General features: G+C 59.9%; 24 protein-coding genes. 3 read left to right on the top strand and 21 right to left on the bottom strand.

All coding sequences use genetic code 11. The features are described from left to right. Window positions 1–14: 14 nt before the first annotated feature. The 9 genes from R0125_RS05150 to flhA form a co-directional block, all read right to left on the bottom strand. Window positions 15–755 carry a flagellar motor protein gene (locus tag R0125_RS05150; protein ID WP_248183966.1) on the bottom strand — a complete coding sequence of 247 codons (741 nt, stop codon included), beginning with the start codon at window positions 753–755 and terminating at the stop codon, window positions 15–17. Then, window positions 755–1897 (bottom strand): chemotaxis response regulator protein-glutamate methylesterase, encoded by a 1143-nt coding sequence (locus R0125_RS05145; protein WP_317237399.1) that lies wholly within the window; start codon window positions 1895–1897, stop codon window positions 755–757. Before R0125_RS05145 ends, R0125_RS05150 begins: the two co-directional genes overlap by 1 nt. A 34-nt stretch (window positions 1898–1931) precedes the next feature. Continuing rightward, window positions 1932–3992, bottom strand: coding sequence for a chemotaxis protein CheA (locus tag R0125_RS05140; RefSeq protein ID WP_317237398.1), 2061 nt, complete (start codon window positions 3990–3992; stop codon window positions 1932–1934). 16 nt (window positions 3993–4008) lie between these two features. Next, the gene (locus R0125_RS05135) at window positions 4009–4794 is read right to left on the bottom strand and encodes a protein phosphatase CheZ (RefSeq protein ID WP_317237396.1); all 786 of its coding nucleotides are present in this window, start codon (window positions 4792–4794) and stop codon (window positions 4009–4011) included. Window positions 4795–4815: 21 nt separating this feature from the next. Further along, window positions 4816–5199, bottom strand: coding sequence for a chemotaxis response regulator CheY (gene cheY / locus R0125_RS05130; RefSeq protein WP_248183959.1), 384 nt, complete (start codon window positions 5197–5199; stop codon window positions 4816–4818). A gap of 124 nt (window positions 5200–5323) precedes the next feature. Beyond that, window positions 5324–6070, bottom strand: a complete 747-nt coding sequence (locus tag R0125_RS05125; protein ID WP_317237395.1) for an RNA polymerase sigma factor FliA — start codon at window positions 6068–6070, stop codon at window positions 5324–5326. A 30-nt stretch (window positions 6071–6100) separates the two neighbouring features. Beyond that, the gene (locus R0125_RS05120) at window positions 6101–6913 is read right to left on the bottom strand and encodes a MinD/ParA family protein (RefSeq protein WP_248183957.1); all 813 of its coding nucleotides are present in this window, start codon (window positions 6911–6913) and stop codon (window positions 6101–6103) included. A 102-nt stretch (window positions 6914–7015) separates the two neighbouring features. Next, window positions 7016–8329, bottom strand: coding sequence for a flagellar biosynthesis protein FlhF (flhF, locus tag R0125_RS05115; protein WP_317237394.1), 1314 nt, complete (start codon window positions 8327–8329; stop codon window positions 7016–7018). Between the two features lie 61 nt (window positions 8330–8390). Continuing rightward, complete coding sequence (gene flhA, locus R0125_RS05110) at window positions 8391–10559, bottom strand: flagellar biosynthesis protein FlhA (RefSeq protein ID WP_317237393.1); 2169 nt, start codon at window positions 10557–10559, stop codon at window positions 8391–8393. A gap of 216 nt (window positions 10560–10775) precedes the next feature. Here flhA and upp point away from each other — a divergent pair, with 216 nt between their 5' ends. The 3 genes from upp to R0125_RS05095 are packed head-to-tail and all read left to right on the top strand — an operon-like array spanning window position 10776 to window position 13508. After that, complete coding sequence (gene upp / locus R0125_RS05105; RefSeq protein ID WP_248183953.1) at window positions 10776–11414, top strand: uracil phosphoribosyltransferase; 639 nt, start codon at window positions 10776–10778, stop codon at window positions 11412–11414. A 2-nt stretch (window positions 11415–11416) separates the two neighbouring features. Beyond that, window positions 11417–12673 carry a uracil-xanthine permease family protein gene (locus R0125_RS05100; RefSeq protein WP_248183951.1) on the top strand — a complete coding sequence of 419 codons (1257 nt, stop codon included), beginning with the start codon at window positions 11417–11419 and terminating at the stop codon, window positions 12671–12673. After that, window positions 12654–13508, top strand: coding sequence for a class I SAM-dependent methyltransferase (locus R0125_RS05095; protein ID WP_317237391.1), 855 nt, complete (start codon window positions 12654–12656; stop codon window positions 13506–13508). Before R0125_RS05100 ends, R0125_RS05095 begins: the two co-directional genes overlap by 20 nt. 20 nt (window positions 13509–13528) lie before the next feature. On the opposite strand, the gene flhB is transcribed toward R0125_RS05095, so the two are convergent. The 12 genes from flhB to R0125_RS05035 form a co-directional block, all read right to left on the bottom strand. Next, on the bottom strand, window positions 13529–14665 hold the full coding sequence (gene flhB / locus R0125_RS05090; protein ID WP_317237390.1) for a flagellar biosynthesis protein FlhB: 1137 nt from the start codon (window positions 14663–14665) through the stop codon (window positions 13529–13531). Next, window positions 14665–15450, bottom strand: coding sequence for a flagellar biosynthetic protein FliR (gene fliR / locus R0125_RS05085; RefSeq protein ID WP_248183947.1), 786 nt, complete (start codon window positions 15448–15450; stop codon window positions 14665–14667). The genes flhB and fliR overlap by 1 nt, the downstream gene beginning before the upstream one ends. Before the next feature lie 3 nt (window positions 15451–15453). Further along, window positions 15454–15723, bottom strand: a complete 270-nt coding sequence (fliQ, locus tag R0125_RS05080; protein WP_248183946.1) for a flagellar biosynthesis protein FliQ — start codon at window positions 15721–15723, stop codon at window positions 15454–15456. A gap of 10 nt (window positions 15724–15733) precedes the next feature. Next, window positions 15734–16498: a flagellar type III secretion system pore protein FliP gene (gene fliP, locus R0125_RS05075; protein ID WP_248183945.1), complete on the bottom strand. Its 765-nt coding sequence runs from the start codon at window positions 16496–16498 to the stop codon at window positions 15734–15736. Window positions 16499–16501: 3 nt separating this feature from the next. After that, window positions 16502–16978, bottom strand: a complete 477-nt coding sequence (fliO, locus tag R0125_RS05070; protein ID WP_248183944.1) for a flagellar biosynthetic protein FliO — start codon at window positions 16976–16978, stop codon at window positions 16502–16504. Window position 16979: 1 nt separating this feature from the next. Next, a complete protein-coding gene (gene fliN / locus R0125_RS05065; RefSeq protein ID WP_317237389.1) occupies window positions 16980–17501 on the bottom strand; it encodes a flagellar motor switch protein FliN in 522 nt (173 codons plus the stop codon). After that, entirely contained in the window at window positions 17494–18492 is a 999-nt protein-coding gene (gene fliM, locus R0125_RS05060; protein WP_248183941.1) for a flagellar motor switch protein FliM, read from the bottom strand. The genes fliN and fliM overlap by 8 nt, the downstream gene beginning before the upstream one ends. Before the next feature lie 51 nt (window positions 18493–18543). After that, complete coding sequence (gene fliL, locus R0125_RS05055) at window positions 18544–19056, bottom strand: flagellar basal body-associated protein FliL (RefSeq protein ID WP_317237388.1); 513 nt, start codon at window positions 19054–19056, stop codon at window positions 18544–18546. A 195-nt stretch (window positions 19057–19251) separates the two neighbouring features. Then, on the bottom strand, window positions 19252–20493 hold the full coding sequence (locus R0125_RS05050; protein ID WP_317237387.1) for a flagellar hook-length control protein FliK: 1242 nt from the start codon (window positions 20491–20493) through the stop codon (window positions 19252–19254). A gap of 95 nt (window positions 20494–20588) precedes the next feature. After that, window positions 20589–20936, bottom strand: a complete 348-nt coding sequence (locus R0125_RS05045; protein ID WP_248183938.1) for an Hpt domain-containing protein — start codon at window positions 20934–20936, stop codon at window positions 20589–20591. Then, window positions 20929–22698, bottom strand: coding sequence for a fused response regulator/phosphatase (locus R0125_RS05040; RefSeq protein WP_317237386.1), 1770 nt, complete (start codon window positions 22696–22698; stop codon window positions 20929–20931). Before R0125_RS05040 ends, R0125_RS05045 begins: the two co-directional genes overlap by 8 nt. Before the next feature lie 41 nt (window positions 22699–22739). Beyond that, window positions 22740–23045: an STAS domain-containing protein gene (locus R0125_RS05035; protein ID WP_248183936.1), complete on the bottom strand. Its 306-nt coding sequence runs from the start codon at window positions 23043–23045 to the stop codon at window positions 22740–22742. Window positions 23046–23100 lie beyond the last annotated feature (55 nt).

Genomic DNA, 23100 nt, shown 5'->3' with positions numbered 1-23100 from the left:
CGGTTACCCCACCCTCACTGCAGGAAACCCCGCAAACGCAGCTCTATGGATTTGGGGTTTTCACCCTCGGCGATGGCAATGATGCCGTCGATCATCATGTCTTCGTAACGAGTGCGCTCACGGACTATGCCACGCATCTTGTTCGCCACCGGAAAGAACAGCAGGTTGGCCAGCGCCACCCCGTAAATGGTCGCCACAAAGGCGGTCGCGATACCGCTGCCCAGGGACTGGGGATCCTCAAGGTTGGTCATGACCTGAATCAGGCCCATCACCGCGCCAATGATGCCAATGGTGGGCGAGTAGCCGCCCATGGCCTCAAACACCTTGGCAGACTCAAGATCCCGCTGCTCGCGGCAATCCAGATCCACTTCCATGATGCTGCGGATAGTTTCGGTTTCAGCACCATCCACCAGTAACTGCAACCCCTTGCGGGCGAAGCGTTCCGGCTCTTTTTCCGCCAGGCCTTCAAGACCCAGAAGGCCCTGTTTACGGGCCTTCACGCTCCAGTCGATCACCTTGCCAATGCCATCTTCGAGACTGACGTAGGGCGGCACAAACACCCAGCGCACCTGAACAAAGGCGCGTTTCAGCAGGGGCCAGGACGTTTGCAGGATGGTGGCCGCCAGGGTGCCGCCGATAACGATCAGCGCCGCCGGGCCGTTGAACAGGGAACTGATGGCTCCGCCCTCGAGCAGATTGCCGCCCAGAATGGCCGCGAAGGCCAGAATGATGCCGAGCAGGCTGAGAATATCCATCAGCTCACCCCCTCTATCAGCCGCGGGCCGATGTCGTTGAGCGGAAGCACCTCGTCGCTCAGGCCGGCCTTGGCGACGGCCATGGGCATGCCGTAGATTACCGAGGTTTTTTCATCCTGGGACCAGATCAGCGAGCCGCTCTGCTTCATCAACCGACAACCTTCCTTGCCATCGGCTCCCATGCCGGTGAGGATGACCCCGAGGGTCTTGCCGGGGAAGCTCCGGGCCAGGGATCCGAAGGTCACATCCACGCAGGGCTTGTAATTAAGGCGGTCGTCTCCGGGCAGGATACGCACCCGCGCCTGGCCGTTGCGGTTCTCGATCATCATCTGTTTACCGCCGGGGGCAAGCAGCGCCAGCCCCGGGCGCAGGATGTCGCCGTCTTCCGCCTGGCGGACCTCGATCTGACACAATTTATTGAGACGTTCGGCAAACGCCGGCGTGAAACTGGCGGGCATGTGTTGCACCAGCACGATGGGGGCAGGGAAATTCCCGGGCAACGCGGTCAGCACCCGCTGCAGCGCCACCGGGCCACCCGTGGAGGTACCGATCGCCACGACCGCGAAGTGCCGCGCTGGCCCGCGCCGGGGCGGCCGTTGCGCAGTCTGCGGCTGCGGAGCCGGAGGAGGCACCCGGGTTGTCGGCGCAGAGCGCTCAATGCGGGCACGGTTAGCCGGAGTTTCTCGCGTAGCGGGAGCGGGAGCCGGCGCCGGCCTGGGCAAGGGCGAGGCTTTGCCGCCTGGCCGGCTGCCGGCCACATCCAGCACCCGGTCAATGAGGATTCTCTGCAACTGGCTGGAATCCCGCGCGATGTCCTCAAAATTCTTGGGCAGGAAATCAACCGCCCCGGCCTCAAGGGCGTCCAGCGTGACCCGGGCACCCTCGTAAGTCAGTGAGGAAAACATCAGCACCGGCGTCGGGTGCTTTTTCATGATCTCCCGCACCGCCGAAATGCCGTCCAGAATCGGCATCTCATAGTCCATAGTGATGACGTCAGGGCGCAGCTTCTCTGCCAGTTCCACACCTTCGCGGCCGTTGGTGGCTACCCCCACCACCTTGATCTGACCGGATGCGGTCAGGATTTCCGTCAGGCGCTTGCGGAAAAATCCTGAGTCATCAACAACCAGGACAGAAACTGTCATCCATTTCTCCTAAACCTTGTCCACTCCCTGCGCCTCAACCGTAGTGCTGCAGCAGGCTGGGAACATCAATAATCAGGGCAATGCGACCATCGCCGGTAATGGTGGCACCAGACATGCCCGGCGTGCCCTGCAGGGCACGGCCCAGAGGTTTGATCACCACCTCTTCCTGACCCACCAGCTGGTCCACCACGAACCCGACCTGCCGTGTTCCCATGGCTACAATCACCACATGGGCGTTTTCTGGCTCCTGTTGTGCGCGCGCGCCTTTCACCAGCCAGCGCTTGATATGAAACAGCGGGAACACCTTGTCACGGACCACAATACACTCACGGCCGTCCACCACGTTGGTCTTGCTCAGATTCAGGTGGAAAATCTCCACCACATTCACCAGCGGCAGGGCAAAAGACTGATCCCCCAGGTTGATCATCAACGTGGGCATGATCGCAAGCGTCAGGGGCACCTTGATCACGATGCGTGAGCCTTTGCCAAGTTCCGACTCCACGCCGAGCTGGCCGTTCAGCTGGCTGATCTTGGTCTTGACCACGTCCATGCCGACACCGCGGCCGGACACATCCGAAATCTGATCCTTGGTGGAAAAGCCGGCGGCAAAAATCAGATTATAGCATTCGGTGTTGGTCAGCCGATCTGCCGCATCCTGATCGTAAAGCCCCTTTTCCACGGCCTTTCGACGCAGCACATCCGGGTTCATGCCAGCACCGTCGTCCTCAATGGACAACAGAATATGGTCACCCTCCTGCTCCGCGTTCAGCGTGACGGTGCCGACCCGGGGCTTGCCGGCTTTCTCGCGAACGTCGGGCGCTTCAATGCCGTGATCCACGGAGTTGCGGACCAGGTGAACCAGCGGGTCCGACAGGGCCTCGACCAGATTCTTGTCGAGGTCGGTCTCCTCACCGTGCATCACCAGGTTCACTTCTTTCTTGAGACTACGGGCCAGATCACGGACCACCCGAGGGAAACGGCCGAAGACTTTCTTGATGGGCTGCATGCGGGTCTGCATCACGGCCGCTTGCAGGTCGGTGGTGACCACATCGAGATTGGAGACCGCCTTGTGCATGTGCTCGTCTTCGCTCTCGGCACCCAGGCGCTGGAGGCGATTACGCACCAGCACCAACTCGCCCACCATGTTCATGATGTCGTCGAGACGCTTGGTGTCGACCCGCACGGTGGTTTCAGCCACCGGTGCGTTATCCTTGGCGGGCGTCGCAGCGGGAGCTTTGACCTCGGCCCGGGCGGGCGCCGGCGCCGGTTTACTGGCCTCGGCGGGCACCGCCGCAGCAGCGCCGGCAGACTTGTCCGCTGCATCCGCGGTCGGACTTCCACCCTTACCGTGAAGCTGATCCAACAAGTTCTCGAACTCGTCGTCGGAAATCAGATCATCCCCACCGGCCGCCGCTTCCGGCGCAGGTACTTCTTCATCCGCTGGCGCGCCGGCGAATTGCCCCTTGCCGTGGAGCTGGTCCAGTAAGGCCTCGAATTCGTCGTCGGTGATGTCGTCGCCACCGTTGCTACCGTGGTTACCGCCATCGGAAGCCAGTCCGGTCTCGGCGGCGGCTGCCTCATCCGGCGAGGCTTGGGCAGGATCATCGCTCAACGCGTCCAGCAGCTGTTCGAACTCGTCATCGGTGATGTCGCCGTGGTCGTCGCCTGCCGGCTCAGCAGCGGCTGGCGTGGCGGCAGCGGTGGTCGCCGGTTCAGCAAAGGCGTCCAGTCGGGCGATCAGAGCCGCCGGGGCCGGGGTCAGCTCCTCGTGATTGCGGACCTGCTCGAACATGGCGTTAACGTTGTCCAGCGCTTCCAGCACCACGTCCATCAGCTCCGAGTCCACTTTGCGTTTGTGATTGCGGAGAATATCGAACACGTTTTCAGCGGAGTGGCAGCAATTGACCAGGGCGTCCAACTGGAGGAAACCGGCACCGCCCTTTACGGTGTGGAAACCGCGGAAAATGGCGTTGAGGAGATCGCTGTCGTCGGGATTCTGCTCCAGATCGACCAACTGCTCGGACAGTTTCTCGAGTATCTCGCCAGCTTCAACCAGGAAGTCCTGCAGGATCTCTTCATCGGCATCAAACGCCATGGGTTACCCTCTTGATTCAGAATCCGAGACTGGACAGTAGGTCATCAACATCATCCTGACCCGATACCACATCTTCGCGTTCCTCGGCTTTCACCTGCGGGCCAACGCCCTGCTCTGCCGATACTTCCTTTGACTCGATCTCGTGCACGGTGCCCGTCAGCTGGTCCACATGGCTGGCCATGACCACCAGGCTCAACAGGTGTTCTTCCACTTCCTTGACCAGGGCAGTGACTTTCTGGATCACCTGTCCGGTGAGGTCCTGGAAATCCTGGGCCAGCAGAATTTCGGACAGATTGCCGTAAATCGTGTCGGCATCCCGGTTCAGGGTGATGAAAAAGGTGTCTATCCGGCCATACAGATCGCGGAACTCCGCCGGCTGCATCTCCCGCCGCCGCAAGCGTTGCCATTCATCCCGCAGACGGGCCGCTTCATCTCGCATGGCGTGCGCCTTTGGCATAGCGTCTTCCACCAGGTCCATGGTGCGGTTGGCGGCCTGGCCGGTCATTTTGACCACGTATTCCAGGCGGTCGGATGCGTCGGTCATTTTCGACAGCGCTTCCTGCTGCTCGGCGTTACGAGGGTCAATCTGGAAATTACGAATGGCCTCGTGGAGGCTGCGCGTCAGTCGCCCCACCTCCCGATACAGACTCTGATCCCGAACCTCGCTGAGGTCATTGATCAGGGTCATGGCACCGGCATAATTACCGGCGTTCACCTGTTCCGCCAGGGCGTTGGCCTGCTCGCGGAGCTTTTCAGTTACCTCCGGGTCGAGGTCCTGCGGATTCTTTTTGCTATCGCTCATGAGAGCCCATCCGACCTCTGGTTACTGGATTCGTTCGAAGATTTTCTCAATCTTCTCCTTGAGAACCGCAGCCGTGAACGGTTTGACCACATAGCCGTTTACCCCGGCCTGCGCCGCCGCCACGATCTGATCCCGCTTCGCTTCGGCGGTTACCATCAACACCGGCAGGGTCTTGAGGTTGTCGTCCGCCCTGACGGCTTTGAGCAGATCAAACCCGGACATACCCGGCATATTCCAGTCGGTGACCAGAAAATCGTATTTACCGCTGCGCAGCATGGGCAACGCGGTGTTGCCGTCGTCCGCTTCGTCGGTGTTGGTAAAGCCAAGATCGCGCAAGAGATTCTTGATGATCCGTCGCATTGTAGAAAAATCATCCACAATGAGGATTTTCATGTTCTTGTCCAAAGGGACCTCCAGTTTGTGACACCCGGAATGCATTTTATCGTTCTGCCGGTGTTTCGGCAGGCCAGCGGATTAGCCGCTTATTGTGTGGTGTTTGGCCCGGTTGTAAAGCGCCGGTTACCAAAAGCTACAGAGCGCCACTCTCCTGCTGCCAGCCTGACAGACGCCCTTTCAGTCGCAGGGCAGCCTGGCTGTGAATCTGGCTGACCCGACTTTCACTGACCCCTAGAACCGCACCGATTTCCTTGAGGTTCAACTCCTCCTGGTAATACAGGCTGAGTACCAGTTTTTCGCGTTCCGGCAATTCCTCAATGGCCTCTGCCAGACTCCTCCGGAAGGCATCGGAGGTGATGCCGTCCAGCGGGTTATCACTGGCGTCTACTTCTTCTATCGGCAGCTCGCCGGATTCATTGAGCTCATCGAGACTAAAAAGACGACCACTGTTGGCATCGCTCAGGCTGGAATGGTACTCCTGCAGGCTGACGCCCAGCTCTTCCGCCACTTCCTGATCCTGGGCTTCCCGACCACGACGGTCCTCCACGGCCTTGATGGCCTGGGAAATCCGGCGGGCATTACGGTGAACAGAACGGGGAACCCAGTCGCCTTTGCGGATCTCATCCACCATGGCCCCGCGAATGCGGATGCCGGCGTAGGTTTCGAAGGTAGCGCCCTTGGCGGAACTGTATCGTTGGGCCGCTTCCAGCAGGCCGATCATGCCGGCCTGCATGAGGTCGTCGAGTTGAACCGATGCCGGCAATCGAGCCATCAGGTGCAACGCGATCTTCTTGACCAGTGGGGCGTGTTCCTCCACCAGTCGGGAGCCGCTGCTTTCAACGGCTTTTTGGTACATTCCCAGGTTTTTCGCCAATGCCATGTATCCAGCTTCTTGGTGACAGGATCAATTTCAGACTTCGACGAGCCGCTCCACGAAAAACTCCAGATGGCCACGGGGAGACGACGGCAATGGCCAGCTGTCGACTTTTTCAGCCAGCGCCTTGATGGCCAGCGATGCCTTCGCTCGCGGGTAGGCTTCCAGCACGGCCTTCTGCCTCTGCACCGCTTTCTTGACGGCCTCGTCGTAAGGCACCATCCCTACATATTGTAGTGCCACATCGAGAAACCGCTCGGTCACACGGGTGAGTTTTTCAAAAAGATGCCGACCTTCCTGCTCGTTGCGCACCTGATTGGCCAGAATCCGGAACCGGTTGGTTCCGTAATCACGGTTCATCAGTTTGATCAGCGCGTAGCAGTCGGTAATGGAAGTGGGCTCGTCACACACCACCAGCAGGAGCTCCTGGGAGGCGCGCAGAAAACTGACCACGGATTCGGAAATGCCGGCTGCGGTATCGACGATGAGCACGTCAATCTGGTCGCCCAGTTCGCTGAACGCGTTGATCAGGCCGGCGTGCTCCATGGCGCTGAGCTGCGTCATGCGCTGAGTGCCCGACGAGGCGGGCACGATGCGGATGCCACCGGGGCCGTTTACCAGAATATCCCGCAGGTCGCAGTCGCCGGCGAGCACATCCGCCATGTTGCGGTTAGCGGTGATGCCCAGCAGCACATCAATGTTCGCCAGGCCGAGATCTGCATCCAGCAGCACGACCCGTCGGCCCTTCTGCGCCAGGGCAATACCGAGGTTAACCGAAACGTTGCTCTTGCCAACGCCGCCTTTGCCGCCGGACACCGCAATCACCTGTACCGGATGTGGTTTGCTCATACTTGGTTCGTCTCTCGCCACGTTTGACCGAAGGCTCTGTTGTTGTTCAACGGCGCGGTCTGCGCGCCGGATCGTTCGTCATCCGGTACGGCAGGGTTTTGTTCAGGCCCCCTCTGCCACCGCCTGCTGTTGCTGGAGTGTTCTCAGCCGCTCCACCGCCAGGCGGATTAGTGGAACCGCCTCGGCGTGATGCAGGTCTTCCGGAATCTTCTGGCCATCGGTGTAATAGGCCACTGGCAAACCGGACTCCATGACAAACCCCAATGACTCACCCAGTGTAAGGGCTTCGTCAATTTTGGTCATGACGCAACCTGCAAGATTTGCCATCTTATAGCAATGCAACACGGATTTCATAATGCGCGGCTGGCTGGTGGCTGAAACCACCAGATGGGTACGGATGCGGTGGTGGCTGCGGGCGAGTTCAGACAGCTGCTGCTGGTACCCTTTATCGGAGCTGGTCAGGCCGGCAGTGTCGATCAACACCAGGTGGCGATCTGAAAGCTCGTCGAGAATATCGTCCAGGGAATGGCTTTCATCCACCACCCGCACCGGCACGTTGAGAATACGACCGAACACGAACAGTTGCTCGTGGGCCGCAACACGGTAACGGTCAGTGGTCACCAGCGCCAGGGAATCGGCGCCGTGCCGCAGCACATGCCGGGCCGCCAGTTTACCGATGGTGGTGGTTTTGCCAGAGCCGGTCGGTCCGACCAGCGCGTACACACCGCCCTCGTCCAACCATTCCTGACGGGCAGTTTTAACACCGGTGGCCAGCATCTTCAGCGACTGCTTCCAGCCATCCTCGAGGCGGCCACCCTTATGACGACGTGACAGTGAGTTGGCAAGCTCCAGTCCGAGACCAAATTCCTGCAAGCGCTCGGACAACCGTTGCTGCACCGCGTTGGAGGCGGGGCTCGCGGGCTCCACCTTCGGATTCGGGGCGCCCATCAGGTCACGCAGGGAGCTGATCTCGGCGCGCATCTGTGCCAGTTCATCGGAATAGCGGCCACTGGCCTGTGCCGCCGCAGTGGCAGGCGCGGCAGATGCAGCGGCTTCGGGCTCGAGTTCCAGAGTGGCCTCATCAAGAAGACCGGCGGCGCCGGCGTAGCCTGACCCGAGACTTGCACGTTTTTCCCGCACCTCGCGAATGCGATCTCGGGAACGACCAAGCTCCTGTTCCAGCCGGCGATGTTGTTCCGCCTGCATCTCCGCCAGTTTCGATCCGTTGGTGGCTTCGCGGGCCCGATCACCGAGACGCTGACGCGCCATGTTTTCGTCGTAATCCAACGCCGTCACAATCTCGACGCCACCGTCCACCCGGCGATTGGAGAGAATCACGGCGTCCGGGCCCATCTGTTCCCGCACCTGCTTTAAAGCTTCGGCCATGCTCTGAGCAAAAAAACGTTTTACTTTCATGATGCCTCATCCTCCACCGGCAACGCCGTGCCTGCGTTGTCCGCTTTGCCGTCCGCGGCCGTTACTGGCCGACGGAAGCCACAATGGTGATCTGTTTGTTGTCCGGAATTTCCTGGTAGGAAAGCACGTGCAGCCTTTCCACCCCGTAACTGGCGAACTTCGCCAGCACCGGCCTGAGCGGGCCCGACACCAGCAGGATTGCCGGTTTGCCAAGCATCTCCTGGCGCTGAACACTCTCCTGCAATGAACGCTGCAGCTTCTCGACCATGTTTGGCTCCAGTACCAGCCCGATGTCTTCCTGACCGCCGGATTGTTGACTCTGTTGCATAGACTTCAGCAATAACTGTTCCAAGTCCGGATCAAGGGTGATCACCGGTATTTCCTGCTCGTTACCGCAGATGCTTTGCACAATCATCCGGCGCAGCGACTGACGGGCTACCGTCGTGAGCAGCTTGGGGTCCTGACTTCTGGGGTGAACATTGACAATGGCCTCGGCGATGGAGCGCATGTCGCGGATCGGCACCTCTTCCTTGAGCAGATTCTGCAGCACCTTCAGCAACAGGCTGATGGACACGGTGGTGGGTACCAGCTCTTCCGCCAGTTTGGGAGACACTTTTTCCAGCTGGTCCAGCCACTTCTGGGTTTCTTCGTGACCGAGCAGCTCGTGGGCGTGTTTCTGCAGCACCTGGTTCAAGTGTGTGGCCACCACAGTACTGGCATCCACCACGGTGTACCCCAGCGTCTGGGCCTGGTCTTTCTTTTCCGGTTCAATCCAGCAGGCATCCAGACCAAAGGCCGGGTCTTTGCCCTCAATACCTTCAATTTTGCCAAAAACCTGGCCCGGGTCGATCGCCAGCTCCCGATCCGGATGAATGTCCGCCTCGGCCAGCGTGACCCCCATCAGGGTGATGCGATACACGTTGGGCATCAGGTCGAGGTTGTCGCGAATGTGCACCGAGGGCATCAGAAAACCCAAATCCTGGGACAGCTTTTTGCGCACGCCCTTGATGCGACTCAGCAGTTGCCCGCCCTGGGACTTGTCTACCAACGGAATCAGCCGGTAGCCCACTTCCAGCCCCACAATGTCGACGGTTGCCACATCATCCCAGCCCAGTTCCCGGGTTTCCCCGGGTGCCGGCAGAGCCTGCCCGTGATCGCCGCCGTCGGCACCCGCAACCAGATCGCGGCCTGCAGGCCGGGCACCGCCACCCCGCACCGGAAAGGCTTGCTCTTCCTCGATGGTCTGCTGCTCCCGCTTCCAAATAAAGTAGGCAGCAGCCGCGGCGATACTGCCGAGACCCAGGAACGCCACGTGGGGCATACCGGGGATCAGACCAAGGATGATCAGGATCGCGGCAGCAATGCCCAGCGCTTTGGGGGCGTTGAACATCTGATGAAGAATCTGCCCGCCCATGTCCTGACTGGAGGTCACACGGGTGACCATGATGGCGGCGGACGTGGACAGCAGCAGCGACGGAATCTGGGCCACCAGACCATCACCGATGGTCAGCAGTGCGTAATTCTGCATCGCCGTGCCGAAATCCAGACCATGCTGCACCATACCAATGGCGACACCACCGATGATGTTGATCGCCAGAATCAGCAGGCCGGCAACGGCATCGCCTTTGACGAATTTGCTGGCACCGTCCATGGAGCCGTAGAAATCCGCCTCCTGGGCGATTTCTGCGCGCCGGAATTTCGCTTCGTCCTGATTGATCAGGCCGGCGTTGAGGTCAGCGTCGATGGCCATCTGCTTGCCCGGCATGGCGTCCAGGGTAAAACGCGCACTGACCTCGGACACCCGGCCGGCGCCCTTGGTGACCACCAGGAAGTTGATGATCATCAGAATGGCAAACACCACCAGGCCGACGGCGTAATTGCCGCCAATCAGCACCGCGCCGAAGGATTCGATGACCTTACCGGCGGCATCCCCGCCTTCGTGCCCCTCGAGCAGAACAATGCGGGTAGACGCCACGTTCAGCGCCAGACGCAACAATGTGGCCACCAGCAGCACGGTGGGAAAAGACGCAAACTCCATCGGCCGCAGCGCATAGACACACACCAGCAAGATCACGATGGAAAGAGTGATGTTGAACGTGAAGAACACGTCCAGCATGAACGCCGGCATGGGCAGAATCATCATGCCCAGCAAGCCCATCAGCATGAGGGGCACGCCCAGGTTTCCCCGCGTCAGGGATTTGACGTTATTCAGGACTAAAGCTCTGTCCATACCTGGAAACTCTCCGCGTGGCCGTGCCTGCCGGCATTCAAGGGGTCGGATTTCTGACGCTGATGCGCCGTTTGAAAAGGTGATCGCAAGATCCGTACCAGCCCTTACGGGTTTTCCTTTTTCAGTGCCTGACGCGACCTGTCAGATACGGTATCCTTGCGCCATTTACTCCGACACAGCCGGCTTATACCCGGTCTCAGACCCAGAGGTGACGACATGCCAATCCACGAGGTTAAACACCCACTGATCCGCCACAAACTCGGCCTGATGCGCCGCGCGGACATCAGCACCAAGAATTTTCGTGAACTGGCACAAGAAGTGGGTGCGCTACTGACCTACGAAGCCACCAAGGACTTCTCCCTGCAGGAAAAAACCATCCAGGGCTGGGCCGGGCCGGTTAAGATCGAGCAGATCCAGGGCAAGAAAGTCACCATCGTTCCCATCCTGCGCGCCGGCATGGGCATGCTGGATGGCGTATTGAGTCTGATCCCGGGCGCACGGGTCAGCGTGGTTGGACAGATCCGTAACGAGGAAACGCTGGAAGCCAGCACCTACCTGGAAAAGCTGGTGGGCGAGCTTGATCAGCGCATGGCGATGATCATCGACCCCATGCTCGCCACCGGCGGCTCACTGATCTCCACCATCGATCTCCTCAAAAAGGCCGGCAGCACCGAAATCCGCGCGCTGATTCTGGTGGCGGCCCCGGAAGGCGTAGAGAAGGTGCTGGAGAAACACCCGGACGTGTCGATTTATACGGCCTCAATTGACGAGCGCCTGAACGAAAAAGGCTATATCCTTCCCGGACTTGGTGACGCCGGCGACAAAATTTTCGGCACCAAGCAGAAGGACGTCTGATCATGCAGGACCACACCAACGACCCGACCTGGAAGCAGGCCGTCGCAGGCTCACAAATGCTGCTGGTGGCGTTTGGCGCACTGGTGCTTATGCCGCTGATAACCGGCCTCGATCCCAATGTGGCCCTGTTCACCGCTGGCCTGGGCACGCTGATTTTCCACATTGTGACCGGTGGTCAGATTCCGATTTTCCTGGCGTCTTCCTTTGCCTTCATCGCTCCGGTTATTGCTGCCAAGAGCAAGTTCGGCCTGGAAGAGACCCTCGGCGGCCTGATGGCCGCGGGCGTGCTGTACATCATTCTCAGTGGCGCCGTGAAACTGCGCGGCACAGGATTCATTACCCGCCTGTTGCCACCGGTCGTGATCGGCCCGGTGATCATGGTGATTGGTCTGGGGCTGGCGCCGGTGGCCGTGCACATGGCCTCGGGCCGTGCCGGTGACGGATCCGCGCAGCTGGTGCCTTACGACACCGCGATCTGGATTGCGATGACCTCCCTGCTGGTGACGGTGATCATGGCGGTGTGGGCGAAAGGCATTTTTCGCCTGATTCCGATCATGTTCGGGGTGATCGTCGGCTACCTCCTCTCGGCCTTTGCTGGCATTGTGGATCTGACGCCGATCCGCGAGGCCGCCTGGCTGGCAATTCCTGATTTCGTCGCCCCGGCCTTCAGCTGGAGCGCCATCCTGTTCATGATCCCAGTCGCCATTGCGCCCGCCATCGAGCATATCGGCGACATCCTGGCCATCGGCAACGTCACCCGCAAGAATTACCTCGAAAAACCCGGCCTGCACCGCACCCTGCTGGGTGACGGTCTGGCCACCAGCGCCGCCTCGCTGCTTGGCGGGCCGCCCAACACAACCTACTCCGAGGTAACCGGCGCGGTGGTACTGACCCGCAACTTCAATCCGAAAGTGATGTGGTGGGCGGCGATCATTGCCATCGTGCTGGCGTTCGTCGGCAAGTTTGGTGCAGCGTTGCAGACCATCCCGGTTCCGGTTATGGGCGGCATCCTGTGCCTGCTGTTCGGCTCCATTGCCGTGGTCGGCCTGAACACCCTGATCCGCCATCAGGTGGACCTGTCCCAGGCCCGCAATCTGGTGATCGTCGCGATCACGCTGGTATTCGGCATCGGCGGCATGGCCATCGGTCAGTTCGAGGGCATTGCCCTGTGTGCCGTGGTGGCGATTGCCCTCAACCTGATACTGCCCGGCACGCGCGAAGCCTGGGGAAAGGCCATCTATGAGCAAAAAGCAGACTGACAGTTCCGGCATCAGCTTCACCGCCCTTTACACCGGTGCCGTCTGGCACCGGAACGGGTTGTCCGATGACGTTCTGAGTACCGAACAGGGCCGCTGGCTTTATCATTTGATGAGCCCTTTCGAGACCGCCAGCAAAGCTGCCATCGGCGGGAATCTCCGCACCTTTCTGCTGCAACGACACCTGATTATCGACCATCTGATCGACCGGGCTATCGTTGAAAATGGCGTTGACCAGGTGCTGGAAATTGCCTGTGGCATGTCCCCACGGGGCATCCGCCTGCGGGAAAAGCACCCCACCCTGACTATGGTGGAGGCAGACCTGCCGGACATGGCCTCCCGCAAGGCCGCCAGACTCCTGGCGGCGGGCCGTCTTGGCGAGCATCATAAGGTGACCCCCATTGATATCCTCGCGGATTCCGGCGACCACACCCTGGAAGCGGTCATTGCCCGCGCCTTCGACAACACCAAACCCATTGTGGTGATCACCGAGGGCCTGACCAGCTATTTTTCCCTTGAGGTGATCACCGGCTTCTGGCAACGACTGGCCCGCACTCTGGCCATCCGCCCCGGCTCGCTGTATCTCTCCGAAAGCTACCTGATGCCGCGGCAACCGCTCCTGCGCTCATCCCTGAAAGCCCTGGGCGGCATGCTGGGCACCATGACCCGCAGCCAGGTCAGCTTCCATTTCGACAATGACCAGCAGGCCCACCACCACTTCCGCGATTGCGGGTTTCCCTCGGTGAGGGTGTATAACCCGACGGAGTTTTACGGGCTGCTGCCGATTCCTGAAAGCCGGCATGATCCGATGGTTCGGGTTGTTGGGGCTTCGGTCTGAGCTATCGAAAATAACCAGGATCAAACGTCGCGCCGCATATCCGGCGGAATAGGAAAGTCCGGCATGCCAGGCCGATCACCCCGTCCCTTACGGAACTGGCGTAGCTGGAACACGTAGGCCAGAACCTGGGCAATGGCCATGTAAAGGCCATCCGGAATCTCGCCGCCGATGTCGGTATTGTGATACACCGCCCGTGTCAGCGGCGGTGTCCGCAGGATTTCCACCTTGTTCTCGCGGGCAATCTCCATGATCTTGAAGGCCACCTGATCGGCGCCTTTTGCCACTACAATGGGCGCCGCCATGGATTTCTGGTCGTACTTCAGCGCCACGGCGTAATGGGTCGGGTTGGTGATAACCACATCTGCGCCCGGTACATCCTGCATCATCCGGCGCTGAGCCGTTTCCCGCTGCAACTGGCGAATTCGGCCTTTGACCTCCGGTTTACCTTCGGTGTCCTTGTACTCGTCCTTGACCTCCTGCTTCGTCATCCGCAGCTTCTTCTGGTGATCAAAGATCTGGAAAGGCACGTCGACGGCCGCGATGATGATGGTGGCGGTCGACAGCACAAAGAAACTCCAACCCAGAGTCCACAGTACGTGCTCCATAGCCGGGACCGTCGGTTCCTCGGCAATGCTCAACAGGTCGTCGGTGCGCAGGTTGAGTATCAGGATCGCGACCGCCAGCACCAGGCCTACTTTCAGGATGGCCTTGACCAGCTCGATCAGGGAGCGCAGGGAAAACATCCGCTTCAAACCTTTGATCGGGTCCATGCGGTTGAGTTTGGGGGCAATGGCTTTGCCACTGAACAGCAGCCCGCCGATGCCGATGGAGCCGGCAATGGCGGCAATCAGCAGCACAAGCAAAATGGGAGACAGCGCAAGGGCCGCCTCTTTGGCCGAGCCGATCAGCTGGACGCTCATATGGCGGGTGTCGAAGATGGCGGAGCGTTCCAGCACAAAGCTGTCCCGCATGATGCCCTCCAGCGACGCGCCCAGGCTGCTGCCAAACATCAGCAGACCACCGGCGCCAGCCATCAGCACGGCCATGGTGGCCAGCTCCTTGGAGCGCGCTGTCTGGCCATCCTCCCGGGCTTTTTCAAGCCTTCGGGGCGTGGCCTCTTCGGTTTTCTCCTGACTGTTGTCGTTTTCTTCAGCCATCAGGGCTGCCCCTGCAGGTTTCTCATGAACTCAAACGTTTCCCGGGTGTACTGGTCGAAGTGCGGCAGAAAGTTGGCGTGCAGCACCCAGATGGAGAAGAGTCCAAAAATCAGGCCAATCGGGAAACCAAGCGCAAAAATATTCATCTGCGGTGCCGCCCGGGTCATAACGCCGAAGGCGATGCTAACGATCAGCACCGCGGACACTGCCGGCAGGGCCAGCAACATGGCGGAGACAAACATCCAGCTGATCCGGTGCGCCAGCTCCCAGACGCCCTCCTGCCCCAAGCCACCAAAACCGATGGGCAGAGTGCGGAAACTTTCAATAAAGACCTCGAACATCACCAGGTGGCCGTTCATCGCCAGAAACAACAACGTGATAGTGATGGTGTAGATTTGCGAGAGCACCGGCACGTTGACGCCGTTGGCGGGATCCACCATCGAGGCGAAGCCCAGGCCCATTTGCATCGCGATCATCTGCCCGGCCACCACGAAGAGTTGCCAGAGTGCGGTCATGGCAAAGCCCATACCGATGCCGATCAGAATTTGCTGCAGGGTGATCACCACGGCATCCGCGCTCAGGGCGTCAACCTGCGGCACGGGGGGAATCATGGGCACGATCAGTATGGTCATCAGAATGGCCAGCCCGAGACGGACCCGGGTGGGCACCAGCTGGGTGCCGAAGATGGGAATTACCATCATGAAGCTGGCCAGCCGGAACAGCGGCCACAGATGCTGGCCAGCCCACTGGCCGATCAGATCAGCACTGAGTTCAGTCGGCATCATGGGTTAGCCAATGATGTAGGGAATACTGGATATCAGGCGTTGTGCATGATCAAGCAGCTTGGTCAGCATCCACGGCCCGGCCACGATGATGACAATCAGGGTCACCAGCAGCCGCGGCAGAAAGCTCAGGGTCTGTTCGTTGATCTGCGTGGCGGCCTGGAAGGTGCTGACTACAAGACCGATCACCAGGCCCGGGCCGATAATCACCGAAGACAACAGCACAATCATCCACAGCGCTTCGCGCAGAATGTCAATAACGGTTCCCGGTGTCATAAGCGACTCCCTAGAGGCCGTAACTGGCGGCCAGCGTACCCATGATCAGCGCCCAGCCATCCACCAGTACAAACAGCATGATCTTGAACGGCAGCGAGATAATAATGGGCGAGAGCATCATCATACCCATCGCCATCAGCACGCTGGCCACCACCATGTCGATGATCAGAAAGGGTATAAACAGAATAAACCCGATCTGGAATGCTGTCTTCAGCTCGCTGGTGACAAACGCCGGCAGCAGCACCCAGAATGAAACATCCTCCGGTGAATCGTACTGTTCATCAGCCAAGCGCATGAACAACCCGAGATCGCTCTCCCGGGTCTGTGCCAGCATGAACTCCCGGAACGGCAGGCTGGCCCGTTCCACCGCCTCCAGCGAAGTGACCTCTTCCGCAAGGTACGGTTGCAGGCCCACTCGATTGGCTTCTTCCAGCACCGGCTTCATAATGAAAATACTGAGAAACAACGCCAGGCCCAGCAGGATCTGGTTGGACGGTGTCGCCTGCAACCCCAATGCCTGACGCAGGATGGAAAACACGATGATGATGCGGGTGAATGAGGTCATCATCATCAGCATCGCCGGCAGGAACGTCAGCGCCGTCATCAATGCCAGGATCTGCAGGGTGACCGAATACTCCTCGACCCCCTGCTCTTCTCCCGGGGTCATGGTGAAGGCGGGGATGCCAGGCAGGTCGGCCAGGACCGCCGGGCTCCAGCCACACAACAGGATCAGCGGCAGCAGCGCCAGGGCGCGTTTCAGGAGAAGCGGGCTCATCGGTCAGTCTCCCTTTGTGGACCGGGATGTCCACGACTTGCCGATCATGCCCTGAAGCCGGCGGGCAAACTCGGTGGACCCGGTCTGATCGGGCGTCACCACCGGCTCATCGAATACCTGCAGGGTGCGGATCGTTGAGGGCGTAATACCGACCAGAATCTGCTGGCCGCCCACCTCAATCAGGGCGATCCGTTCCCGTGCGCCCAACGCCATCACCGAGACCACCTTGATGGCCTGATTGTTCATGCCGGTCATGCCGTTCATGCGGCGGATGATCCAGGCGCACCCGTAAATAATGGCGATGACAGCCAGCAGGCCGCCGCCGAGACTCAACATGGTGGCCAGGGTGTCTGGCGCGCTGGCCGTCTCTTCCCGGGCCGGGGCTTCTTCCGCTATGGCCAGCACGGGAAGCAGGCTGACACTCAGAGCCGAGACCGTGCGCAGTAACCGGGACCTGAGGACGCGTGGCTGCCAGCCCATCTTACTTCTGCAACCGTTTGATGCGTTCGCCCGGGCTGATCACGTCGGTGAGACGGATACCGAACTTCTCGTTCACCATCACCACCTCGCCATGGGCGATCAGAGTACCGTTGACCAGGACATCCAGCGGCTCACCGGCCAGGCGGTCCAGTTCGATCACCGAGCCCTGGTTCAGTTGCAGCAGGTTGCGGATGGGAATCTGGGTGTTGCCCACTTCCATGGAGATGGTGACCGGAATATCGAGAATGACATCCAGATCCGGTGCCGGGCCGCTGCCCTGGGAAATTTTGGACGATTCCTCGAACTCCTCCATGGGTGCGGCACGAACGCTGGAACCACTGCCCTTGCCGTCGCCGTCGCCATCGCCCGCATCAGCCGATTCGGCTTCCGCCATTGCCGCGGCCCAATCGTCCTCGCTGGAGTCCTCGTCGTCACCGGTCTCCTCCATGGCGGCCTCCCACTCGGCGGCGAGCTTTTCGTCTTCGCTGAGTTCCTGGTCGTCTTTCTTGTTGTCGTCAGCCATTGCGTCCCACCTTCAGTTGTTTCTTGACCTTGGGCCCCGTGGCCCGCTCGTGAATTCTCAGCGCCAGTTTCCCGTCACGGGTACCCATGGTGGCTTTGTACACCGGTATCCCGTTAGCGGTCACCGTCAGAAAATCGGGAATCTCCACCGGGATGATGTCACCGGTCTTCAATTTTGCGATGTCACGAAGCGAGATCCTTCGCCGGCAGACCATCGAATTGACCGGGACACTCACGTCCTTGATGTCTTCCTGCAAAGCATTCACCCAGCGTTCGTCGACGTCGTCTATGTCACTCTGAACCCCGGCGTCCAGCACTTCGCGGATGGGCTCGATCATGGAGTAAGGCAGTGCCATGTGCAGCTCACCACCGCCGCCATCAAGCTCGATGTGGAAGGTGCTGACCACCACCACTTCACTGGGACTGACGATGTTGGCCATGGCCGGGTTCACTTCCGAGCTGAGGTACTCGAAATCGACTTTCAGCACGGCGTGCCAGGCTTCTTTCATGTCGTGAAAGACCTGGTTAAGCACCATCTGCACAATCCGGGTTTCGGTGGGGGTGAACTCACGCCCTTCAATCTTGGCGTGACGGCCCTCGCCGCCGAAGAAGTTGTCGACCAACTTGAAAACCAGTTTGGCATCCAGCACGAACAGCGATGTGCCGCGCAGCGGCCGGATCTTGCAGAGATTGAGACTGGTGGGCACGTACAGAGTATGAATGTATTCGCCGAATTTCATGATCTGCACCCCGCCGGTGGACACATCGGCGTTGCGGCGAAGCAGATTGAACAGGCTGATTCGGGTGTAACGGGCAAACCGCTCGTTGATCATCTCCAGGGTGGGCATGCGGCCACGAACGATCCGGTCCTGGCTGGCCAGATCGTAGGACTTTATCCCGGCCTCGTCGGTTTCCTCATAGGTATCGATGTCCCCGTCATCCACACCGTGGAGAAGGGCATCGATTTCATCCTGTGACAGTAAGTCCTGCATACGTTTTCCTGCCCTGACAAGCCGCCCGTTACCGGGGCCTCATAATACTTTTCATTGAACAACAAAATTCCGGAACAATACCCGTTTCAGGGGGGATTCACCCTCCTGCTCAAGCACCCGGTTGATGGTGGTCAGCATGCTGTCGGCCAGTGCCGCCCTGCCCTCCGGGGTCTGCAATTCCAGGAATTGACTGCTACCCAGCAGACTGACCAACTGACTGCGAATCAACGGCATATGCAGCTCAGCCGCAGACAGGGTCTGAGGGTTGTCGGCCTCGAGCGAGACGAACACCTGGGCGTACCGCTGACGTCCGCCACCCTCGGACTGAACGGTAGTAACCAGCGCTTTCTCGATATCGATGTAGACGCTCGGTGCGAACAACTCCGCGGCTTCCTGCGGGGCCGCCTCACCCTCGGACATGCCCGGCAATCCGCCGCCGAGAAACCACAGAGTGCCAACAACAGACAGCGCCACCGCAAGCACGATCACCAGTGCCAACAGGATGATCTGTTTGAGCTTGCCTTTTTTTGCGGGCGGAGCCGCGGGGGTCGTGTTTTCAGCCATAAATTGCGATTCGCCAGAAATCCGTCATCCGGATGGTGTATTGGGTCCTTTCAGAGTCATCAAGCAAAGGATGGGCCAAAAGACCAAATTGCCCGATTCAGAACAGCAGTTTAGCGTTGTGGGGAGGGATGGGCAAAGGAGAATAAAGCACGGGGCCCGAGGGCCCCGTCAGACAGGTCAGGCAGGTCAGGCAGGTCAGGCAAAAATATCGATTTCACCTTTCCAGGTAAGATCCAGGCCGCCGGACGCAACGCCCAGTTCATCCTGAGCGGATCCCGCCAGGTCGGAATCCGGGGTGTTGCCGGCGTTACCGGATTCACCACCCGCATCCTGGCCACCCGCCTGTTGCTGCGGCGAATCGGCAACATCAAACTGCTCGAGAGACAATCCGTGCTCACTGAGCATGTCCCTTAACCGGTGGCTGTGCAGTTCAAGCTGGTCTCGCACCGCGGGGTTAGCTGAGTGAACGGTGATGTTAGCCTGCTCATGCTGGACCTGCACCCGAACCTCCATGGGCCCCATATCCGGCGGTGTGAGATGAATCTCTGCCACCGACAGTTTGTTGGCCGTCAGCCAGGCCAGCTTCCCGATCAACTTGTCGCCCCATTCGGCGTGTCCGACCGGCACGTCCACCGACGTGGCATAGCCCCTTAGACCGGCGCCCTCAGCAGGCAGCCTGGCGGTCGCGCTGGCCAACTGCTGGCCAGACACGTCCGCCAGGGACTGTACCCGCCCGGAAGCCAGCAGCGAAGTGTTGTCCTGGGCGCGTCCGGATTCCGCACCAAGCGCGGTCAGCGCTTCAGAAAACTGAAAGCCTGCAGACTGGCTGGCGCCCTTGCCGCCGCTGTCCGCCTGATTACCCGGAATCATGCCTTTCATACCAGGTAGCCCGGCCAGCACGCCGGCAAGACCCTGCATACCCGGAGGCTGCCCCATGCTACCGGGCATACCCCCTGAATTGGCACTCATGGCGTTGGTACCGCTCATCCCCGGGTTCGCGGCGCCTGTTGCTGGCACCACCAGTGCCTGCAGTTCGGCAAAGGTCAGCGCTACCGCATCGGTCTGGGGCTCAAGGTCGGCAGTGGCTGCCCCGTTTTGCGCGACCTCTTCCTCCGTGGCGGAGGTCTGGCCGGCTTCGGTCGGCGTGTCATCGGTGGCGGTTGTTGACGCTTTGCGGGCAGACTCGCTGGTGTCCGCGCGCCTGTCGCTCTCGGCCGGGGGCTCGGTGCGCTCGTCCGGTTTCTGACGGGCCTTTTCAAGGGCCCTGGCATCGTCCCGGCGATCCGCCTGTTTCTGGTCAAGCCGCTTCTGCTCCGCGCGGGACACGGAATCGAAACGACTGTCTGCGGATTTTTCAGAACCGGTTGGCGGCTTCTTGCCGCCAGTGTCGGGCTGTGCCCCGGGGGCCGGGGTTTGTGGAAGAACCATCTGGGACATGGCAACCTCTTGCCGCTTTTACAGGTTAGGAGTAAGAAACATCCTCGTTTCCTGAGTTACAGCAAAAGCAATGCCACTCTCGTTTGAGCCCGGGTTCAATCGACCATGAAACTTTCCAGCATCTCCTGAACCTGGCGGAATTCTGACTCGACCCTGTCCAGCATCGGCCCGGCGTCAGCCAGACGTCCTGCCCGACCGGCGTCCTCCACGTCCATGCACAGCGCCCCCAAACGTGGCGCACCGATATTGATGGAACTGCCCTTGAAGCTGTGGGCGGTTTTGGCGAGCGCGTCGGCGTCTCCGGCTTCCAACGCCGTCCGCAACGCAGACACACGCTCGGCCGAATCACTGATGTAGGTTTGGATCAACACATCGAACTCGTTTTCCATCACATCCTGAAGCTCAGCCAGAGCCTCTTCATCCAGGTGCGGTCTGTCATTCATGACTAACCCCCGATTTGGTGACGGCCGGATTTTCTGACTTTCCGGCCTCTGAAAAGTGCCAATCATATACGATTTCAACATGATTTCCGCGCTCTCTGAAGGTCAGCGGCCCTGCCAGACGGTGCAGCAACATCAAACCGCGCCCGGCATAACCCCGCCCGGCCTCCGGTGGCTGACCGTGTTTGTGGAAGTCGAAACCCCGGCCGCTATCCTCACAGACCACCACCAGCCGACCACCGTAATCGGTCATGGAATGGGTGAGGCTGAATTTGATGAAGTGCTCCTCAATTTCATTAAGCCGCTTTTCTCGCTCTTCATAGTAACGCCCGAAGCCTTCTGCGGTTGATTTCCACTCCGACGGTAACCCCAGGATGCCATGCTCGAGGGCATTGGTGTAAAGCTCCGACAGCAGAGTGTAGATTTCCCCACTGCGACGCCGCAGCCCCGGGACTTCCATGCAGATATGCAGCAACAGCGGCAGCGGGCTGAACTGGCCCAACGTGCGGTCGCGGATCTGATAGGTGCAACGCCATTCTGCCGGCCCTTCCAGCGCAGACAGCTGCAAACGGTCAGAGAGGCCCTCCAGCGCGGCACCGTCGGCCATTTCAAGGGTCACCAGGGTCAGGTCGTCCTGCTCAAGCAGGCCACCGGAGAACTCGTGTAACCGGCCCATTACTGCATCAAACGGCGTTTCGCCATCCTTGATACCGCGCAGGGCGGCGGCCACGCCGTTGTCGCCGAACATGTCGCCCCCGGCGTTTCTGGTTTCCATAACACCATCGGTCATGAACAGTAGGGTATCGCCGGGGCAGGTCTTCAGGATGGTCATTGCCGCATTGAAGCGGGTCGCATCCAGCACCCCCAGCGGCAAATGCGCGGAGGGCAGCTGGACGGGCTCTGCGGCCGTGCGAATAACCCAGCCATCAGGAAGCCCACCGTTCCACACCTGAATCTGATTCAGGGCAAAATCCGCCTGAATCAGCGCGGCGCAGCAGAACATGCCCGACGGCAGAATACGCTTGAGTTTCTGATTGATCTCCCTCAGCACGTCACTGGCGCTGAACCCCTTGCTGGTCATCCCGTAGAAAATCTCGGCAACCGGCATGGCGCCAATGGCCGCCGGCAAGCCATGCCCGGTGAAATCACCGATGAGGAGCTGTATACCACCGTCGGGCCGTGGGCAGGCAAACAGGATATCGCCGTTGAAGATCGACATGGGCGAGGCATGGTGGCGAATGCTGGCGGCATCCAGGCATCCGGTGTGGGCCACGTTCTCGAACACCCGCTTGGCGATTTCCTGTTCTTCGGTGAGTTTGCGATTCTGTTCGTGGATCAGATCCCGCTGATCGCTCAGCGTTTCATGCATCAGGCGCATGCGGTTAAACGCGTTGATCTTGGCCTCGATAATGACCCGGTTATAGGGCTTGGTCAGAAAATCGTCACCGCCGGCCTCCAGGCATCGGGCGAGCGCATCGGCATCGGACAGGGAAGTGAGGAAGATCAGCGGCACCAGGCGCTCGCCGGCCAACGTCTTGATCTGCCTCGCCGCTTCCATTCCGTCCATGCGGGGCATCAGCGCGTCCAGCAAAACAATCTGTGGCGAGGCCTGACGGAACAGTTCCACCGCCTCGGCGCCGTTAGCGGCGTCGAGCACCTTATGGCCGAGGCGACGTAACAGAGTCTTCAGAATGAGGCGATCGCTGTCGCTGTCGTCGGCAATCAGGATTCTAAGTGGCTGATTATCGGATGGTGCATCCTCCACAACGGGCCTCCCCAGGTGTCTGTCGAGGGTTTTACTGCCGGTCAGTGGATGGCAAACAACTGCTCGAAATTGGATATGGCCAGAATACGACGAACGTCACTGTTGCAGTTTTCAATACGGATGCTGGCGTTGTCGCCGCCGGCGTAATCGCGCAACAGCAACAACATGCCCAGGGCTGAGCTGTCCAGATAGGTGGTGTCAGTGAGGTCCACCACAAACGCCTTCACCTCCTGATCACCATGTTCGTAGGCGTCACGGAAGGCCTGGTGGGTGCTGAAATCGAACCGCCCCTCAATTTTGATGGTCAGGGTGCGACCGTCTTCGCTGCGACGCGTCTGAATAGGCATTCCTGATCCTCCGTGGGAATTGACCGAAAAGGCTTTACACCGATAAGAATAGCTC

Origin of the sequence: Marinobacter sp. M-5 (assembly GCF_032911545.1) — a bacterium.
Taxonomy (GTDB): domain Bacteria; phylum Pseudomonadota; class Gammaproteobacteria; order Pseudomonadales; family Oleiphilaceae; genus Marinobacter; species Marinobacter goseongensis.
Note: the sequence above shows the minus strand (reverse complement) of the source record. Positions and strands in the feature narration are given on the sequence as shown.

Coding starts and splice junctions, on each gene's coding strand:
- fliO (WP_248183944.1), bottom strand. CDS start 16,978: ATGGGCTGGCAGCCACGCGTCCTCAGGTCCCGGTTACTGCGCACGGTC.
- upp (WP_248183953.1), top strand. CDS start 10,776: ATGCCAATCCACGAGGTTAAACACCCACTGATCCGCCACAAACTCGGC.
- fliP (WP_248183945.1), bottom strand. CDS start 16,498: ATGAGCCCGCTTCTCCTGAAACGCGCCCTGGCGCTGCTGCCGCTGATC.
- flhF (WP_317237394.1), bottom strand. CDS start 8,329: ATGAAAGTAAAACGTTTTTTTGCTCAGAGCATGGCCGAAGCTTTAAAG.
- flhA (WP_317237393.1), bottom strand. CDS start 10,559: ATGGACAGAGCTTTAGTCCTGAATAACGTCAAATCCCTGACGCGGGGA.
- R0125_RS05095 (WP_317237391.1), top strand. CDS start 12,654: ATGAGCAAAAAGCAGACTGACAGTTCCGGCATCAGCTTCACCGCCCTT.
- R0125_RS05140 (WP_317237398.1), bottom strand. CDS start 3,992: ATGGCGTTTGATGCCGATGAAGAGATCCTGCAGGACTTCCTGGTTGAA.
- fliN (WP_317237389.1), bottom strand. CDS start 17,501: ATGGCTGACGACAACAAGAAAGACGACCAGGAACTCAGCGAAGACGAA.
- fliM (WP_248183941.1), bottom strand. CDS start 18,492: ATGCAGGACTTACTGTCACAGGATGAAATCGATGCCCTTCTCCACGGT.
- R0125_RS05100 (WP_248183951.1), top strand. CDS start 11,417: ATGCAGGACCACACCAACGACCCGACCTGGAAGCAGGCCGTCGCAGGC.
- flhB (WP_317237390.1), bottom strand. CDS start 14,665: ATGGCTGAAGAAAACGACAACAGTCAGGAGAAAACCGAAGAGGCCACG.
- fliQ (WP_248183946.1), bottom strand. CDS start 15,723: ATGACACCGGGAACCGTTATTGACATTCTGCGCGAAGCGCTGTGGATG.
- R0125_RS05035 (WP_248183936.1), bottom strand. CDS start 23,045: ATGCCTATTCAGACGCGTCGCAGCGAAGACGGTCGCACCCTGACCATC.
- fliL (WP_317237388.1), bottom strand. CDS start 19,056: ATGGCTGAAAACACGACCCCCGCGGCTCCGCCCGCAAAAAAAGGCAAG.
- fliR (WP_248183947.1), bottom strand. CDS start 15,450: ATGATGCCGACTGAACTCAGTGCTGATCTGATCGGCCAGTGGGCTGGC.
- R0125_RS05135 (WP_317237396.1), bottom strand. CDS start 4,794: ATGAGCGATAGCAAAAAGAATCCGCAGGACCTCGACCCGGAGGTAACT.
- R0125_RS05150 (WP_248183966.1), bottom strand. CDS start 755: ATGGATATTCTCAGCCTGCTCGGCATCATTCTGGCCTTCGCGGCCATT.
- R0125_RS05145 (WP_317237399.1), bottom strand. CDS start 1,897: ATGACAGTTTCTGTCCTGGTTGTTGATGACTCAGGATTTTTCCGCAAG.
- R0125_RS05050 (WP_317237387.1), bottom strand. CDS start 20,493: ATGTCCCAGATGGTTCTTCCACAAACCCCGGCCCCCGGGGCACAGCCC.
- R0125_RS05045 (WP_248183938.1), bottom strand. CDS start 20,936: ATGAATGACAGACCGCACCTGGATGAAGAGGCTCTGGCTGAGCTTCAG.
- R0125_RS05120 (WP_248183957.1), bottom strand. CDS start 6,913: ATGAGCAAACCACATCCGGTACAGGTGATTGCGGTGTCCGGCGGCAAA.
- R0125_RS05125 (WP_317237395.1), bottom strand. CDS start 6,070: ATGGCATTGGCGAAAAACCTGGGAATGTACCAAAAAGCCGTTGAAAGC.